This is a genomic window from Rufibacter sp. LB8 (genome assembly GCF_014876185.1).
Classification (GTDB): domain Bacteria; phylum Bacteroidota; class Bacteroidia; order Cytophagales; family Hymenobacteraceae; genus Nibribacter.
Genome location: NZ_JADALJ010000001.1, coordinates 4091709 through 4107157, shown reverse-complemented (window position 1 = coordinate 4107157; position 15449 = coordinate 4091709). Strand labels below are relative to the sequence as shown.

Annotated in this window: 18 protein-coding genes and 1 riboswitch; of the genes, 13 read left to right on the top strand and 5 right to left on the bottom strand. The window is 51.9% G+C overall.

From position 1 onward, the window contains the following. Positions 1-102 precede the first annotated feature (102 nt). Entirely contained in the window at positions 103-1278 is a 1176-nt protein-coding gene (locus tag IMY23_RS17015) for a class I SAM-dependent methyltransferase (protein ID WP_192823234.1), read from the top strand. Between the two features lie 147 nt (positions 1279-1425). On the opposite strand, the gene IMY23_RS17010 is transcribed toward IMY23_RS17015, so the two are convergent. The 4 genes from IMY23_RS17010 to IMY23_RS16995 form a co-directional block, all read right to left on the bottom strand. Further along, the gene (locus IMY23_RS17010; protein ID WP_192823233.1) at positions 1426-2055 is read right to left on the bottom strand and encodes a DNA-3-methyladenine glycosylase; all 630 of its coding nucleotides are present in this window, start codon (positions 2053-2055) and stop codon (positions 1426-1428) included. Positions 2056-2057: 2 nt separating this feature from the next. After that, entirely contained in the window at positions 2058-2522 is a 465-nt protein-coding gene (locus tag IMY23_RS17005; RefSeq protein WP_192823232.1) for a hypothetical protein, read from the bottom strand. Positions 2523-2593: 71 nt separating this feature from the next. Then, complete coding sequence (locus IMY23_RS17000; RefSeq protein ID WP_192823231.1) at positions 2594-3253, bottom strand: DUF4919 domain-containing protein; 660 nt, start codon at positions 3251-3253, stop codon at positions 2594-2596. A 284-nt stretch (positions 3254-3537) separates the two neighbouring features. Then, positions 3538-4278, bottom strand: a complete 741-nt coding sequence (locus IMY23_RS16995; RefSeq protein ID WP_192823230.1) for a DUF4919 domain-containing protein — start codon at positions 4276-4278, stop codon at positions 3538-3540. A gap of 194 nt (positions 4279-4472) precedes the next feature. Further along, a riboswitch (cobalamin riboswitch) is annotated at positions 4473-4677 on the top strand. A 111-nt stretch (positions 4678-4788) separates the two neighbouring features. Between IMY23_RS16995 and IMY23_RS16990 the strand changes: the two genes are divergently transcribed. Continuing rightward, positions 4789-6738, top strand: coding sequence for a TonB-dependent siderophore receptor (locus IMY23_RS16990; RefSeq protein WP_192823229.1), 1950 nt, complete (start codon positions 4789-4791; stop codon positions 6736-6738). A gap of 31 nt (positions 6739-6769) precedes the next feature. After that, positions 6770-7822, top strand: a complete 1053-nt coding sequence (locus IMY23_RS16985) for a YncE family protein (protein ID WP_192823228.1) — start codon at positions 6770-6772, stop codon at positions 7820-7822. A gap of 99 nt (positions 7823-7921) precedes the next feature. Here IMY23_RS16985 and IMY23_RS16980 read toward each other — a convergent pair whose 3' ends face one another. Next, positions 7922-8248: a hypothetical protein gene (locus IMY23_RS16980; protein WP_192823227.1), complete on the bottom strand. Its 327-nt coding sequence runs from the start codon at positions 8246-8248 to the stop codon at positions 7922-7924. A gap of 227 nt (positions 8249-8475) precedes the next feature. Between IMY23_RS16980 and IMY23_RS20060 the strand changes: the two genes are divergently transcribed. The 10 genes from IMY23_RS20060 (at position 8476) to IMY23_RS16930 (ending at position 15333) form a co-directional block, all read left to right on the top strand. After that, on the top strand, positions 8476-9015 hold the full coding sequence (locus IMY23_RS20060) for a hypothetical protein (RefSeq protein WP_225986537.1): 540 nt from the start codon (positions 8476-8478) through the stop codon (positions 9013-9015). Between the two features lie 167 nt (positions 9016-9182). Continuing rightward, a complete protein-coding gene (locus tag IMY23_RS16970; protein ID WP_192823226.1) occupies positions 9183-9809 on the top strand; it encodes a thioredoxin family protein in 627 nt (208 codons plus the stop codon). A gap of 1 nt (position 9810) precedes the next feature. Further along, positions 9811-10128, top strand: coding sequence for a hypothetical protein (locus tag IMY23_RS16965; RefSeq protein WP_192823225.1), 318 nt, complete (start codon positions 9811-9813; stop codon positions 10126-10128). Positions 10129-10213: 85 nt separating this feature from the next. Then, positions 10214-10627 carry a hypothetical protein gene (locus IMY23_RS16960; protein ID WP_192823224.1) on the top strand — a complete coding sequence of 138 codons (414 nt, stop codon included), beginning with the start codon at positions 10214-10216 and terminating at the stop codon, positions 10625-10627. Between the two features lie 151 nt (positions 10628-10778). Further along, on the top strand, positions 10779-11180 hold the full coding sequence (locus IMY23_RS16955; RefSeq protein ID WP_192823223.1) for a hypothetical protein: 402 nt from the start codon (positions 10779-10781) through the stop codon (positions 11178-11180). Between the two features lie 86 nt (positions 11181-11266). Next, positions 11267-11833, top strand: coding sequence for a helix-turn-helix transcriptional regulator (locus tag IMY23_RS16950; RefSeq protein WP_192823222.1), 567 nt, complete (start codon positions 11267-11269; stop codon positions 11831-11833). Between the two features lie 155 nt (positions 11834-11988). Next, complete coding sequence (locus IMY23_RS16945; protein WP_192823221.1) at positions 11989-12318, top strand: four-helix bundle copper-binding protein; 330 nt, start codon at positions 11989-11991, stop codon at positions 12316-12318. Between the two features lie 326 nt (positions 12319-12644). Continuing rightward, the gene (locus tag IMY23_RS16940; protein WP_192823220.1) at positions 12645-13217 is read left to right on the top strand and encodes a hypothetical protein; all 573 of its coding nucleotides are present in this window, start codon (positions 12645-12647) and stop codon (positions 13215-13217) included. Positions 13218-13335: 118 nt separating this feature from the next. After that, positions 13336-13716 carry a four-helix bundle copper-binding protein gene (locus IMY23_RS16935; RefSeq protein ID WP_192823219.1) on the top strand — a complete coding sequence of 127 codons (381 nt, stop codon included), beginning with the start codon at positions 13336-13338 and terminating at the stop codon, positions 13714-13716. A gap of 519 nt (positions 13717-14235) precedes the next feature. Then, positions 14236-15333 carry an NAD(P)/FAD-dependent oxidoreductase gene (locus IMY23_RS16930; protein WP_192823218.1) on the top strand — a complete coding sequence of 366 codons (1098 nt, stop codon included), beginning with the start codon at positions 14236-14238 and terminating at the stop codon, positions 15331-15333. The last annotated feature ends 116 nt before the right edge of the window (positions 15334-15449 follow it).

Below are 15449 nucleotides of genomic sequence, written 5' to 3'. Positions count from 1 at the left end.
GAATGCGTTTTGGGGCTCATTTCTGGAAACAGGGCTGAAAACGGCCAAAAAAACTAATTCCTAATTCCTAATTCCTAATTCCTAATTCCTAATTCCTTTTAAATGTTTTCTCCCGCTGAACGCGCCTTTCTTCAGGAACACCTGTCTGCTGAGCCCACCAAGCTGCTCCTGCAGGCCAGGAAATGGCCCGGGTTGAATGTGCCCAAACTGGTGCAGCAGATACAGGCCCGGCAGAAAGCAAAAAGCAAACTTCCCTCCTGGGCCACGAACCTAGAACTGGTTTTCCCGGCCAACCTCTCGGTGGAGCAGAGTTCTTCTGAGGTCACGGCGCACTTCAAGGCTGGGCTGGTTTCTGGCAATACCTTAGCTGACTTGACCGGTGGATTTGGGGTTGACGCGTTCCATTTCGCGGGGCGGTTTAAAGAGGTGTCCTACGTGGAACATCAGGCTGAGCTTGCGCAATTAGTGACCTACAATTTTCAGCAGTTAGGCGCTACCCATATTGCCGTTCACACCGCAGAAGCCCAGGAATTCCTACAAACCCTGACAGAACCGCTGGATGTGATTTACCTGGACCCCGCCCGCCGCGGACAGAGCCAGGAGCGCGTGCATCTGCTGCAGGACTGCGAACCCGATGTGCTGCACCTGCTGCCCATGCTCTTTCAGAAAAGCAAGTCGGTGCTCCTTAAAACGGCTCCCATGCTGGACATTGACCTAGCCCTGAAGGAACTGCAGCACGTGGCGCAAGTGTGGGTGGTGGCCGTGCAGAATGAATGCAAAGAGGTGCTGTATCTCCTGAAACCCAACGCGACTAACCCAATCATCACCGCTGTCAACCTCAAGGCAGACGAAACCCGGCAGGAATTCACATTCACCAAAGCAGCGGAAGAAACGGCACCCGTCACCTATGCTCTGCCTCAGCGCTACCTTTATGAACCCAACACGGCCTTGCTCAAAGCCAGCGCGTTCCGGATTCTGTCTGAGAAATATCAATTGCACAAGCTGCACCGCAACAGCCATTTGTACACTTCAGCAGAGGTAAACCCAGCTTTTCCGGGCCGAATTTTTGAGATCATAAACCAACCCAAAGCCCAGGCCAAGGAACTGCACGCGCTGCTGCCTGACAAAAAAGCCAACATCACCGTCCGGAACCATCCTTTGACCGTGGCCCAGCTACGCGAAAAACTGAAATTGAAGGAAGGCGGCGATGCCTACCTGTTCGCCACCACAGATGTGAACAACAAACCCACGCTGCTGCTTTGCCAGAAAATTGTCTAAGCCCCGAGATTTGCACTTTTCCGTTTTTGGCTCCGTTTTCAGAAATGAGCCGGAAAACGGGATTTTCATTGGAGCGGACGTGACGCATCAAAGAACAATCAGCAAAGAACAATCAGCAAAGAACAATCAGCAAAGAACAATCATCAATTAATACTTGGGTTTCGCTTTGCTCACCCATTTGTTGCCTTTCACGCTGAAGCGCCAGGGCAGCAGGGCGTCGGCGCCGGCGTACGCCACACCTACCCGGGGGCCAGTTACCAGTTCTTCTTCGGGAATTTGAAGGCCGGTGTCTTCCACCCAAATCTCTGGTCCGGTTATAGGTTGGCCGGTGTGGGCGGTAGAAATGCCCAAGGCCTGCGTCAATAAACCGGGACCGGCTGTGAGGCGGGTTTCTGGTTTGTTCAGGCGGCGGCGGAGCTGCATTTCCTCCAGGCTATGCGTGGGTTCTATGGCCCTGATCAAGACGGCATCGGCGGTGCCTTCTACGTTGGTGACTATGTTGAACAGCGAATAAATGCCGTAGATGAGGTAGACGTAGGCCACGCCGCCCTGGTGGTACATGATTTGGGTGCGTTTGGTGCGGCGGCCCAGGTGCGCGTGGCAGGCGGCGTCAGCGGTGCCGGAATAGGCTTCGGTTTCTACAATAATGCCGCCGGTCAGCACGCCGTCAAAGTTGGTGAACAATGATTTCCCCAGCAGTTCACGGGCAATGACCACCACGTCTGGGCGCGTGTAGAAAGATACCGGCAGCACGTTGACCCCTGAACCCGCAATCATATTTACTCCTGCACTTTGATGAAGACTTCCACCCCGCCATCGGCGATGACGTTGCTTACCGCCAGCGTGTTTTCGCCGCAGAACCAGAACTGGTAACCTACCGGCGGAAGGCTCTGCCCCACCACTGAGAACTTTTCGCGCTGGCCAATGGTGCGGCCATCTGACTGGTGCTCAAACTCGCCGTTTTCATAGAAGATGAGCGTTTTCTTCACGTCCAGTTTTTCGCCGGTCAAGAATTCATCTGGTTGGGTGCCCATGTAATTGGTTTGCATGCCCCGCAGTTCCCATTTGCCTTGTACCCGCCGTATGGCCGTGAGGGAGTCAGTAGACGAGAATTCACAAAGCGCCACTTCTGCCGCGGGTTTCGGGTCTTGCCCGGTTTCACTTTCTTCTGGAGAACCAGCTTTTGGTTGGCAGGCGGTGACCAGAGTTACAAGGGTAAGGCAGGCAAAGAACAGTTTTCTCATGGGTGACAGAACAAAGGTGAGTAGTAGGGCCAAGGTAGGAAAGAATTGCGTTTCTCCTTCTGCCCCTGCCCTTACTTTTTCTTGGTGAGCGGTTTCTCTATGTTGAAATACACCTCAGTGAGGTTGAGTTTGTTAGGCGACTTGAGTTTGACCACGTGGTATTTGTTGTTGACTGTCTGCACCGGTCCGTCTTGCCGAAGCCCCACCACCGTCAGGAACATGTATTCATCGCGCGGGGCGGCCAGCACCACCGCCGTCTCTGGGGCCCGGCCGTTGCCGCTGGCTTTAATGGCCTGCATGAGCCCGTCAAACTTCACCAGCCACTTGCGGCTCTCTACTTGGTTGTTGAGTTCGCCGTAGGCCATGTGTATAAGGTAGATCACATCCATGTTGAACGGGTCTGTGGCCAGAATTTTCTTGCCGGTGGTCACAATTTCGGGGAAGCGTTCAAAGAGCAGCATTTCATTGAGGGCGTCTGCCTTGTCATTGCCTTTGTAGGGGCTGTAGCCGGGCTGCAGGGTCCAGCCGTAATAGAGGTGCTTGTATTCCTCATCAGTGAGGCTGGGGTCATTGGCGTGGTAGCGTTTGAGCAGGTTGGGGAAGTACAGCTTTGACTTGGGGGCCGCAATAGCTTTTTTAATGGCGTCGAAGTTCACCTTGGAAATAGTCTGGGCCTGGGTTTGCGCCAGCACCAAAAGGCAGAAGGTAAACAGGAGAAGAAATCTTTTCATGGCTGGGTTGGGGAAAGTGAATACGGCACGCCGAATACAACTACCATGCTAAAAACTACCGTCCTGCTTAAAAAGTTACGTAACGTGCGCATCTTGCCCAGAATTTCCGTTTTGGGGCTCATTTCTGGAAATGAGCCCCAAAACGGAAAACCCAACTTCTCTGCAATATGCTTCTTTATTTCAGGTGTTTTGAATTGAAATTTCAGTCGTAAAAAAACGTCCTGTTTTGGGGCTCATTTCCGGAAATGAGCCCCAAAACAGGACGCGGACCAAGTAAAAAATGCTTACTGATTAGAGCCTATGGCTTTTGACTTTCGCACGCGCTTGAGGCGGTCTGGTTTGTCTGCGGCGGTCTGTTCCTTTTTGTAGTGGTTAGACAGGTGGTTGATAGGCACCTCCAGGTTGAAATAGAGTTTGTCTGATTCCAGGTTGTTGGGCGTGGTGAGGGTCTGCACGTCATACTTGCTTTTCACCAGACCTTGCTCCACAGCCTCCAAACCCAGAATTCCCATTACGGGCACTTCATCTTGCGCCGAGATAACCACCCAGGCGGTTTCCTCAGAACGCCCGTCACCGCTGTCAATAATGGTGCGCAACAGGCCGTCAAATTTCAGGAGCCAGAGGCGGGCTTCGGCAGATTTCTCCTGCATGTCGGCCAGGCTGCCCAACCGGAACAAGATGCTCAGGCTGAACGGCGCTTTCTGGTATTCGGTGAGCAGCAGTTGGCGGGCTTCCTCCAGTTTTCCTTGTTCTATGAGTTGCAGGGCAGCCAGTTCGCCGGGGCCGGCAATGGGTTTGTAGTGGGGCTGCTTGGTAAAACCATAGTACAGGTGGTGGTAGTCAAAGAGCGTGAGCATGGTGTCATTGGCCAGGTAGCGCTGCAGCAAAGGCGGGTAATAGAACGGCGAGTCTTTGTCTTCAATGGCCTGGTACACCTTGGTAAGGTCAATGCTGGAGACGTTTTGGGCCATGCTTTTTCCAGAGAATAGGCACAGCCAGGCGAGCACTAGTAAAGAACGTTTCATAAATCCGGCTACTTTAAAGACAACACCTCTTCTGGCCTCGCCTTGGTTTTATTACATTTATCTCTTTCAGTACGAGGACAAAACAAACTTGATTCTACTTTTTGGTAAATTTTTTGGAAACCCAGCCAAAATGGCAAAAATCCACTTTCCGCAAATTCTGCCCGGGCGGCTTGCCTGTGAGAAAAATTTAGCTGTACCTTTGCCCAGATTTTGGTGACGCCCGCCGTTTTTCTGCGGCAGGTGTCTTAAAAGGGAATCAGGTGAAATACCTGAGCTGTACCCGCAACTGTTATCTTCTATTGTAGTCTGCCCACCGCACGCCACTGTCTCTTGAACCAGATGGGAAGGCCGGGCCAGCCGAAGAGAGCCAGGAGACCTGCCAACATCACCCATACACACTTGGAGGCTTTCGGGAAAAAAAGCAGCAAGGATGGTGGCCCCGTTGGTGGGTCGGCGTTTTCGTTTTGATTCTCCCTTAGTAGTCTCCTCAGCTTTTAACAGGCCGAGGACATGACACAACGCGTACATATTTTTCAACCCTGGCTGTGGCTGGCCCTGCTTCTGCTGGCCGCGGCGCCCGCGGTGCTGGCCCAGACGCACCTGGCAGATTCGGTGGCCTTGTCTGCCGTTACGGTTCAAGGAAATAAATACAGCCGTTTTGCCGCCGGCTCCCGCACGCAGGCTTTAGATACGTTTCTGCTACAGCGACAGCCCGGCCTTACCTTGGCAGAGGCCCTGCAACAGCGCAGCCCGCTTTACCTTAAAAGTTACGGCAACGGCATGACCGCCACGGTGGCGTTCAGGGGTACCAACGCCAGCCATACCGCCGTGCTCTGGAACGGGTTCAACATTGCGCTGCCCACCTTGGGTATGTCTGATTTTGCGCTGCTGCCGCCTGGTTTCAACACACAGGTAAGCTTGCAACACGGCCCCAGCGGGGCCCTGCACGGTTCCGGGGCCATTGGCGGCGCAGTACTTCTGGAAAACCCGGTTTCCTTCCAGCCACAGCAAAAAGTAGAGGTGTACCAGCAACTGGGGAGCTTTGGCCAGTCCAGATCCAGCGCGGCGGGCACATTTGCCACTAATAAGCTTTCCTTGTCCACGTCTTTCTCCCGGAGCGCCTCAGACAATAACTTCAGGTTCAGGAACACCACCGCTTTTGGCACACCCGAAGAAACTCAGCAGAACGCCGCCTTTGACCAAACCAACCTGGCCCAGGAAGCCCATTTCAAACTAAGCGAAACCCAGCGCGTCTCTCTCAGAGGTTGGTACGTGACCACCGACCGGCAGATTCAGCCATCTATGGGCAGCGCCAACACCCACGCCCGGCAAAAAGACAAAAACCTGCGGCTCATGGGCGAGTGGCAAGGAGTGTTGGCCGGCGGCGTGACTACCGTACGCGGCGCCTGGTTCAAAGACCGACTGGATTACCAAGATGATGGCGTGCTTTCGCTTTCCACGGTGAACACGTACCAAAGTCAGGTAGAACATGAACGGCAGCTTACCTCCAAACTCCTGTTGCAGCTAGGCGCTGAAGGGCAACTTTTTAAAGCCCAGGTGGGAGGCTACGGCGGAACGGCCCACGAGAAACGCTTTTCCGGCTATGGCTGGCTCAGATATGACCCGGTAACCAACGTAGAGATCAGCTTGAATGTGCGCCAGGCCTGGGTGCAAGGGTTTAGTCCGCCGGTGACGCCTACGCTGGGCGTGAATTATTCTTTTCTGCAGACGCAGGCGCACCAACTCACGGCCAAAGCCAACCTGTCGCGCAGTTATCGTGTGCCCACCCTCAACGACCGCTTCTGGCGCCCCGGCGGAAACCCAAACCTGAATCCCGAAACCAGCTGGGGCTACGAAGGTGGCTTGGCCCACCAGTTCCAGAAAGGCGGCCTGCGCGGCACCAGTGAACTGACGGTGTATGCCCTTCAAGTCAAAGACTGGATTCAGTGGCAGCCCGCCAGCCAAGGCCCGTACTCAGAACCAGTAAACCTGCAGCGCGTGCGCGGGAACGGCCTGGAGGTGGACAGTCGCTGGAATTATGCTCTTTCTGCACAAACTTCCTTGGCAGCCGGACTGGCGTACGCGTACACCGTTTCTGAGCAAAAAATCCCCAACGCGCAGGCGCAACTGCAGGCTAGGCAACTGTCTTATGTACCCAAACACAAAGTGGCCGGCTGGGCCGAAGTCCAGTTTCATTCCTGGCGCCTTTTCACAGATGCGGCCTTCACCAGCCTGCGCTTCCAAGACAATGACCACAACAAATGGCTGAAGGACTACGTGCTGGTGAACGCCGGCCTGGGCAAGACCTTTTCCTGGCGAAACTACCAGGCCAATCTGCTGGTGCAGACCTTGAACGCCACCAACACCGTGTACCAAACCATGGCGTTCCGTGCTATGCCTCCGCGGCAATACCAGATTTCACTGGGCCTGCAATGGGGCGCCAATTCTTCCGATAACTAAATTTTACCAGATACTCACTTTTACCGCTACCATGAAAAAATTATTCTTCCAGAAGCACCTGTTGACCGCCGCCCTAAGCACCTTGTTTTTCGCCACTTCCTGTGATGAAAATCCAGCGGAGACCGAACCCACCATCTTGCGGGAAAACAGCGTGTACATTGTCAATGAAGGAAGCTATGGCACCCCCAATGCCGAGGTGAGTTATATTTCCGCTGATGGCAAGACCTTCGTACCTGATTTGTTTGACAAAGCCAATGACCGCCCTTTGGGTGATGCGGCCCAGTCCATGATATTTGTAGATGACAAAGCCTATGTGGTGCTGAACGCCAGCAATAAAATTGAAATAGTGAACGCCAACACGTTTCAATCATTGGGAGACATCTCGGGCTTGCAGATTCCGCGGTACATGGCCGCCGCCAGCAATACCAAAGCGTACGTAACTGAATATGTAGGCTATTCCTTTGCCGGGTACACCGGCACGGGCCGCGTGTCTGTGCTGGATCTGGCCACCAAAACAGTCACCAAAACCATTCCGGTAGGTTTGCTCCCAGAAGGCATTTTGCTCCACAACAACAAAGTATATGTAGCCAACGGCGGCGGCACCACGGTCTCCGTGATCAACACCACCACAGATGCAATTGAAAAAGAGATTGAGATAGGCGAAAGCCCCAAACACCTGGTGGTAGATGCCAGCAATAAAATCTGGGTGCTGCGCGGCGGTTACACGTCACCGGGCGCCTTGGTGAAGATTGACCCGGCCAACAACTACGCAGTGACATCTTACCCGTTTCCGGCGGGCACTAGCGGCCCGGGCCAGTTGGCTATCAACGGTGAGAAAAACAAGCTGGTGTTTGGCTACGGCGGCAAAGTCTATACCATGGCTACCAATGCCAATGCCCTGCCTACCGCCGCGCTCCTTCACCGCGACGCGTATGGCTTGGGCGTGGACCCTACCAACGGCAACATTTATATTGGCGTGGGCGGCTATACCACCAACGGGTGGGCAGTACGCTACCAGCCGTCGGGCACGGTGATTGACTCGTTCCAGGTTAGAATTCTGCCCAACGGGTTCTTGTTCAGGTAACCGCGTTTTCGGGCTCATTTCCAGAAATGAGCTCCAAAACAGGAACGCCTGCTTTCTCTGGTGAGAAGGCAGGCGTTCCTGTTTTCATGGAAGCGGCAATTAGTTGCCGGTAGTGGTCTGGCTTTCGGCGGCCCCGCCTACGCCCTGGTTGGTTTTACCGTCGCGGGTTCTGGATTTTCTTTCCTGCTCGTCATAGATTTTCTGATTGGCCGAGTCTTCGCCGGTGGTGGTGAGGTCATCCTGGGTGTTGTCAGAAGTACCTTCGGCGTTGTTTTCTGTGGGGCTTTTGTCTTTGAAGTCGCTTTCTTCCACGTTCACGTCTCCTTCCGAGGTGCCGGTGCTGCAGGCGGCGGTTCCGGTGAGCAGGGCGACCCCTAACAGCAGTGCGCCAGTATAGCGGGTAATGGTCATGAGATGCTTTTTCATAGTGGTAGTTTCAGGTCTGTTTCTATTAGTGGCCCGGAACCTGGGAAAGCCCCGGGCCTGGGTTGTGGTATATCTACGCGCTTGGGTGGGTTTGAGTTAACGGCGCTGCGTCTTCCATAAAATTGGCCCAAGCTAATCTAAACCAGACAAGTGCTCGTACACTGGAGAACGCCGGCCCGGCTGGCAATTCACCTGTATAAGTTCCACTTAAGAAAAGGAGAAAGATTATGACCAAAGGAAGAGGCGAGGACAGCCCCAAACAGAATAGACCTACCCAGGACAACAGCTACCGCGACATCAACAACCAGGACGACCAGCTCAACAACAGCAATCGGCATAACAACAACCCGCCGTATGAAGGTTCGCCTGAAACCCAGCAGAACAAAAACCCCAGCAACCGCAACACCGGTGACAATTCCAATAACCAAAACACAGACACTGGCGAAGGCGTGAGCGGAAGACCCAACAGTGAGTTGAACCACAGCGGTACCCAAGGCAACAACGCGCCCAATTACCAAGACGGTCCGGTAGCCGGCGGCGCTGACAACACCCGCGGCGAGAATGTGCCTTCTAGGGAAGGACAAGGCGGCGGCGCCAAGCATGGCAAACATGACCCGGAGCAGCACAGCCCGCAAGGCTCCAACGCCAACTGGTCTGACACGCGCGGCGCTGACAGTTCTGACAAAGAATTCAAGAACAACCAGCCCAACGCCAGCACGCTCAAAGGCCACAAAGACAAAGAAGGCCTGGGCAACGAAAAAGAATAAACAATTTATTAAGCGCCTCAGGCGGAATTTCCGTTTTTGGCCTCATTTCTGGAAATGGCCCGAGAAACGCCTCGGGCCATTTCTTTTGCGTTTGAAAGCCAAGATTGGGGTTCACCGTAGATTGCCGTATCTTTGCCCCTGTACTAGCGTTCCCTAATTCTGTTTCTATGGAAGCACAACCTCAACAAGTGATTACCCCGGAAGTAGTGGCCCAGAGCCTGTCGTACGCTGGTTACCTGGCGCTCATGCAAGAGGCGGTGGCGCAGGAGAAGACCACCGGGCTGGAGCAGTCTGCATTTCTGGCTACACTTACCAAAGACAACCTGGCCATTATGGAGCGCACCTACCAAACGCCGCTTCGGCCAGACTTAGTGGAATTGCTACAGACCTTGCCGCAGCCGCAACTGTGGCTGGTGCTCACGGAAGGCTGGTGCGGTGATGCGGCCATTCACGTGCCGGTGTTGGCGGCTCTGGCCGAACAGTCTGAGCAGGTCACGTTCCGGGTGCTTCTGCGCACCGAACAGCCCGCCGTCATGGACGCCTACCTCACCAATGGCGGAAAAAGCATTCCCAAACTCATTGCCGTGCACGCTGACACCCTGCAGCCGTTAGGTTCATGGGGACCGCGCCCGCAGGTGCTGCAGGAATATGTGCTGGGCCTCAAACAGCAGGAGTTACCCATGCTGGACTTCATTAAGAAAGCGCTCCAGTACTCAGAAGAAAACAACGGCACTTCTTTACAGGAAGAACTGCTGCAACAAGTACCTCTCTGGGCCCGCGCCGCATTGACGTAACATGGCCAAGAAACCGAAACGCCATCCCTTTGACCGTCCCTGGCGCCGCGATCTGCTGGTAGCCGGGCTGATCAGTATGTTGTTGGCCATGGCGCTGCTGCTCTACACCTTCGGGCTCACCTCTGACTTTATTTTCAGGCTGTTCAATGCGTTCCTGGGGATTTTTATTCTGCTGGCCGGTACTGCGTTTGTGATTGTGCCCGGCGTGAACTGGCTCTTCAGCAGATTCTCCGGCAAGAAGAAAACCAAACCAGCCGCGTTCGTCTCGCCGTCTATGCCTAAGCGTAATGTGCCCAAAGCTAGGCCAAGGGAGGGTTAAGTTTTAGAGTATCTTTTTGTTTTACCAAGGATGAATTCTGGGATGTGATTCTTGTTATACTATAGTTAGCAGTAATTTTAAAAATTTGAAAAAGAACCTGATAATAATATTTTGCTTTCTAACTCTATTGGTTAGTTGTTTTCCTATTAACACTACGGATGCGGAGGAAGCATATTCTCAATGGGCTAGAAGCAAGCCAACACAGGACATTCAAATAATAAAGGGGGAATACCATCAAACAGCCCACTTTTCTCTTGAATACGAATTCTTCCTTAAATTTAAACCAACTAAAAAATGGTGGAAAGGATTCTTGGAGAGTAATTCTCTAAAGGTTGATAGTTTAAATAGTAACTGGACTAACTTAACAGAACTTCCAAAATGGTTTAAGCCAAGTAAGAATTCTTTGATTTTTAGTAGAAATGATGGATTTGACCGTTCTCGATATTTCATTGACACCCAAACAGGCATAGCCTACATCTATGAATCAGTTGGAATGTAGTTCACCTAAAAAAACTAAATATTAAAAGATATAACTTTAGCTGCAATTGGAAGGCTAATAAGAAGAAGAAGAAAAAAAAATTGCTGTCATCCACACCTATATGGCAGCTACGCCGCAACATAGCCAAGCACGCTAGCGGTAAGTCTAAAAAATGAAAAATAGAATTCTAGTTTGCTTATTATCAATACTTCTCTTTAGTTGTGGCGACTCGAAAGTATTTACAACAACGGAAGACTCAATAAATTACATTAGCGTTGACATTGAACAGCTCCTTGAAGACCCAAACCGATTTAACGGAAAATATATAGAATTATCGGGAATCTTTGTTTATGAATTTGAGAATGTAGGTATTTACAAAACACGGATGGCCGCATACAGGAAAGATTCAAAAAACGCTTTTTGGACTGAATTTGAGGAAGGATTATTAACTGGTGAAGAATTGGAAGGATTAAAGAATAAGAGAATTGTTGTCCGTGGACTGGTTTCGGAAAGAAAAGGACATCTAATGCAGTTTGCTGGAACATTAAAAAAAGTAAATTATCTGAAATACTAGAAAAAGCCTTATCACCCAAAACTGTATAAACGGCATCTCGCCAGACGGCCTTCCCCGTCGATTAAATTAACCGTTAACACCCTGAAATGACCCACCACCTGCACATAAAGAACATGGTTTGCCCGCGCTGCATTGCCACCGTCACGCAGGTGTTAACGGAGCAAGGGCTGGACGTGAAAGAAGTGAAACTGGGCGAGGCCGTGGTGGCTGGCCATGTAGAAAACCTGGCAGAAGTAGATGCCGCCTTGCACCAACACGGCTTTGAGCTGCTCCAGGAAAAAGACGAACAGCTCACCGACCTCATCAAAACCGCGCTGCTGGCCTACCAGCGGGAACTGGAGCAGGGCACCATGCCGCTCACCACCTCGGTGTACCTGTCTGAGAAACTGGGCGTGTCTTACCAGCACCTGAGCAAAATCTTCTCGCAGCACACCCACACCACCATTGAGAAATACCTGATCCGTCTCAAGATTGAGCGGGTGAAGGAACTGCTGTCCTACGGGCAGTTTACGCTGAGCGAAATTGCCTACCAATTGCAATACAGCAGCGTGCAGCACCTCTCCAATCAATTCAAGAAAGTCACCGGCGTTTCGGTCTCAGACTTCAAGAAAAACCCGTCCATAGAACGCCTGCCGCTAGACAATCTGGAGTAAGATTTCTTGCGTTTTAACACTTCCCTTCTTCTTGTAACAACGGTTTCTCCCTTGCTGGCGTACACCAAAGCACCTGTCCTTCAAGAAAGTACGGCCAGGCTGGCACTGCATTGTAGCACCTGCCAACTACTTGTTTCACCCTAAAACCAGCTTCTATGCACCACACTCAAAACCGTACCGTCCTTGACGCCTTACATGAATGTATTCTGGCCTGTGAGCACTGCGCCACCGCCTGCCTGCAGGAAGAACACGCCCACATGATGGCCCGCTGCATCCAGCTGGACCGCGACTGCGCCGACATCTGCCGCCTGACTTCCGCTTTGCTGGCCCGTGGCTCTGAGCACGGCAAGCATCTGCTCAAAGAATGCATAGAAGTCTGCGAAGCCTGTGCCGCCGAGTGCGGAAAACATGACCACGACCACTGCCAAGCCTGCGCTGAAGCCTGCCGCAAATGTGCCGAGGCCTGCCGGTCTCTGGCCGCTTAAGCAACAGACTATTCAACAAGGAACAGCCAAATACACCTTGGCTGTTTTTTTTGCGCCTACCATCTCCCGTTTTGGGGCTCATTTCTGGAAATGAGCCCGAAAACGGGAGTTTGATATTAGATCAGAACTAGCCTAACCTCACGGCTTTCTCCAAGTGACCGAGCAACAGATAAATTATTTTAAGACTAGCCTTAGTAGCAGACGGGAGTAAACCGTTGGTGGCTAATTTCAGCAATCTCATGTATCTTTAAGAGATGGAACCTGTTTGCTTTCGGCAATTTGAGTCAAGAGATGTTGACTCCTACCGGTTTACCCCAAGTGTGCTTGTGCTGCTGTTAGTGTTTATTGGGCTGAGTGGCTACATAGTGTTTGATGTGGTGTTGGAACATGAAAGCAGGCTTTACACCTTTTTAAGGTTTGCGTACATAGCAGTCACAGTTATAACCTATCTCTTTTTTTCATTGACAAGTTTTAGTTCTTATGAACCGCTCTTAGGCCGATTCAATGGCACGGTAGAACTGAATGACCACGGTATTAGCGTAAAAAATAAGCTCCTTTCTTTCGCAGACATCAGTAAAGTAGATTTCCACGTGACCGACTACAAAGGCCGCCGTTTGGGTTCTCCGTCTAGAATGCGGCTAGAACCAGCTTTAAGTCAGGGAACAGGAAATTTCATCTCTATCAAAACCATCCATTCTGGAGAGTTCATCTACTATTTCCAATTAACCAGCAAAGACCATGTCCAGCAACTTTTCCCTTTTCTCCAACAGCTGGTAACCCTCGGAAAAATGTCCAGCACTAGAGCAGCTGAGATCATGAAAAATTCTTCTGCCGCGTGGAATTGGGTACTTTATGGTCTAGCAGGTGTAGCTGGCATGGTAGGCGAAGGAGAAAGTTAACAGCTCGTAACACTTTTCCGTCAGCACCCGTTTTCGGGCTCATTTCTGAAAACGAAGCCAAAAACGCCATCCCGCTTTTGCCGGGCGCGTATAAAAAGGTTCACCAACCTTCAAGCCTATGCGTACCGAATATAAACCGGCCATTGATGCGTTACTGGCCTGTATTGCCGCCTGCGACCACTGCGCCACCGCCTGCCTGCAAGAAGAAGAAGTGAAAAAGATGGCCCGCTGCATCCACCTTGATTTAGATTGCGCCGACTATTGCCGATTGTCGGCTTCGTTTCTGTCAAAAGGGTCTGAGCACGCGCGGCTGGTCTTGCGCCAATGCATTGAAATCTGCGAAGCCTGCGCCATTGAATGTGAACGCCACGCCCATGACCATTGCCAGGCCTGCGCCGCCGCCTGCCGCCATTGCATTGAAGTTTGCCAGGAACTCATACCCAAAACCGACCCGGTAGACGAAATTATGGCGGCCGTCCATACCCCGCATTTGTCTTAACCGTTTTCGGCTTCATTTCTGAAAACGAGGCCAAAAACGCAACCTAACGCTCCCTCATTGGCTACCGCTAGTGAGGGAGTTTCCTTTTAAAAGTATCTTCCTTATTCCAGCTGTAGAGACAAGGCACCGCCTCGTCTCTGGTTGCCCTGGTAACATGGTTGGCCTCTGCTGAAGAATATTTCCTGCAGCAGAATAAAGAAATAAGAGCTTGTTTAAATTTTGATTTTGCAAGCGAAAACAGGGAGCGGAAGGTTCTGACGAAGCGTTTTTTGAGCAGCATAGCAGCGCTAGGTGCGATAAAAAGGTAAAGTCAGGTTCTTGCGATGCCTGTTTGTAGCGCGAAAGACAAATTTAAACATGCTCTAAACTTAATCAGCTATGCGTGGGAGACAAGGCGGTGCCTGGTCTCTACCAGTAATTTCACCAGTCAAAGCAAAATCCTGTATATCTTTTTCCAAATTCTGTAAACACATCGGCTGCGCCGAAGCCTAGTTTTGCGATATATCATTCACCTAAGAAATGTTTTCAGCAGCTAAATCTATTTCCGGCGATGCAGAAAATTTTGACACCATCATTATTGGTGCCGGGCAGGCTGGGCTGGCGCTGGGCTATTACTTGCAACAGCAGAACCAGCGTTTCCTGCTGCTGGAGGCAGCCATGCAGATAGGCCAACCCTGGCGAAACCGCTATGACTCTTTGACACTGTTCACTCCCGCTGAATATTCCCAACTACCCGGCTATGCCCTGAACCTGCCCAAAGCCCATTACCCCACCAAAGACCAGATCGCCGGTTACCTGCAAGACTATGCCGCCCATTTTCAGCTTCCCGTAGCGTTGGGACAGCCAGTTCTTTCGGTGACCAAGGCCAACGGTTTTTTCACGCTTTCCACAGCTTCAAAAACCTATCTCGCTAAAAATGTAGTGGTGGCCACGGGGCCGTTCCAAACGCCATTTATTCCGGAGTTTGCCACCGAACCGTCAGAAATTGTGGTACAGGTGCACAGCGCGCAGTACAGAAATCCGGCGCAGTTTCCGGCGGGCAACGTGTTGGTGGTGGGTGCCGGAAACTCTGGGGCGCAGATTGCCGTGGAATTGGCCAAAACGCACCAGGTAACGCTCTCGGTCAAGAAAAAGCCCCGGTTCTCGGGATTGCGGCTGCTGGGGAAAAGCGTGTTCTGGTGGGGCACCAAAACTGGTGCCCTCTTTGCGCCGCCGTCCACGTTTTTAGGCCGGAAAATGCTGCGCCAACAGGATGTCATTTACGGCCTTGAACTGGCGCAACTGCTGGAGCAAAAAGAAATCGCGCTTAGAGCAGAGATAGAATGTTTTATGGGTGACACCGTGCAGTTCAAAGACGGAGGCAAAAGCCAGTTCCAGGCTATTGTTTGGGCCACCGGTTTCAGGCCAGAGTATGGATGGTTGCGGGTAGACGGAGCGCTGGCAGAGAACGGTTCGCCGGTGCACCAAAACGGTGTGAGTCCTGTAACTGGATTATTTTATGTGGGCTTATCCTGGCAGCGCAGCCGAAGTTCGGCCTTGTTGCTGGGCGCCGGCCGCGATGCGCAGTTTATCGCGCAGCGGTTACTGGGAGAAAATACTTCCAGCGTATTTGACTGATGAAAACCACCCCTATCCCTCCGAGGAGTGGAATCCAGCTTTCCAGCGCCTTCATTTTGACTTACCGCCTTACAAATGCTTACCCTAACCACAACTCCATTACTTTATCTGATACT

Excerpts from the sequence above, each read along its gene's own strand:
- IMY23_RS16935 (WP_192823219.1), top strand. The coding sequence starts at position 13,336 with ATGCGTACCGAATATAAACCGGCCATTGATGCGTTACTGGCCTGTATT.
- IMY23_RS16970 (WP_192823226.1), top strand. The coding sequence starts at position 9,183 with ATGGAAGCACAACCTCAACAAGTGATTACCCCGGAAGTAGTGGCCCAG.
- IMY23_RS16945 (WP_192823221.1), top strand. The coding sequence starts at position 11,989 with ATGCACCACACTCAAAACCGTACCGTCCTTGACGCCTTACATGAATGT.
- IMY23_RS17010 (WP_192823233.1), bottom strand. The coding sequence starts at position 2,055 with ATGATTGCGGGTTCAGGGGTCAACGTGCTGCCGGTATCTTTCTACACG.
- IMY23_RS16950 (WP_192823222.1), top strand. The coding sequence starts at position 11,267 with ATGACCCACCACCTGCACATAAAGAACATGGTTTGCCCGCGCTGCATT.
- IMY23_RS20060 (WP_225986537.1), top strand. The coding sequence starts at position 8,476 with ATGACCAAAGGAAGAGGCGAGGACAGCCCCAAACAGAATAGACCTACC.
- IMY23_RS16980 (WP_192823227.1), bottom strand. The coding sequence starts at position 8,248 with ATGAAAAAGCATCTCATGACCATTACCCGCTATACTGGCGCACTGCTG.
- IMY23_RS16955 (WP_192823223.1), top strand. The coding sequence starts at position 10,779 with ATGAAAAATAGAATTCTAGTTTGCTTATTATCAATACTTCTCTTTAGT.
- IMY23_RS16965 (WP_192823225.1), top strand. The coding sequence starts at position 9,811 with ATGGCCAAGAAACCGAAACGCCATCCCTTTGACCGTCCCTGGCGCCGC.
- IMY23_RS17015 (WP_192823234.1), top strand. The coding sequence starts at position 103 with ATGTTTTCTCCCGCTGAACGCGCCTTTCTTCAGGAACACCTGTCTGCT.
- IMY23_RS16995 (WP_192823230.1), bottom strand. The coding sequence starts at position 4,278 with ATGAAACGTTCTTTACTAGTGCTCGCCTGGCTGTGCCTATTCTCTGGA.
- IMY23_RS16985 (WP_192823228.1), top strand. The coding sequence starts at position 6,770 with ATGAAAAAATTATTCTTCCAGAAGCACCTGTTGACCGCCGCCCTAAGC.
- IMY23_RS16930 (WP_192823218.1), top strand. The coding sequence starts at position 14,236 with ATGTTTTCAGCAGCTAAATCTATTTCCGGCGATGCAGAAAATTTTGAC.
- IMY23_RS16990 (WP_192823229.1), top strand. The coding sequence starts at position 4,789 with ATGACACAACGCGTACATATTTTTCAACCCTGGCTGTGGCTGGCCCTG.
- IMY23_RS17005 (WP_192823232.1), bottom strand. The coding sequence starts at position 2,522 with ATGAGAAAACTGTTCTTTGCCTGCCTTACCCTTGTAACTCTGGTCACC.
- IMY23_RS17000 (WP_192823231.1), bottom strand. The coding sequence starts at position 3,253 with ATGAAAAGATTTCTTCTCCTGTTTACCTTCTGCCTTTTGGTGCTGGCG.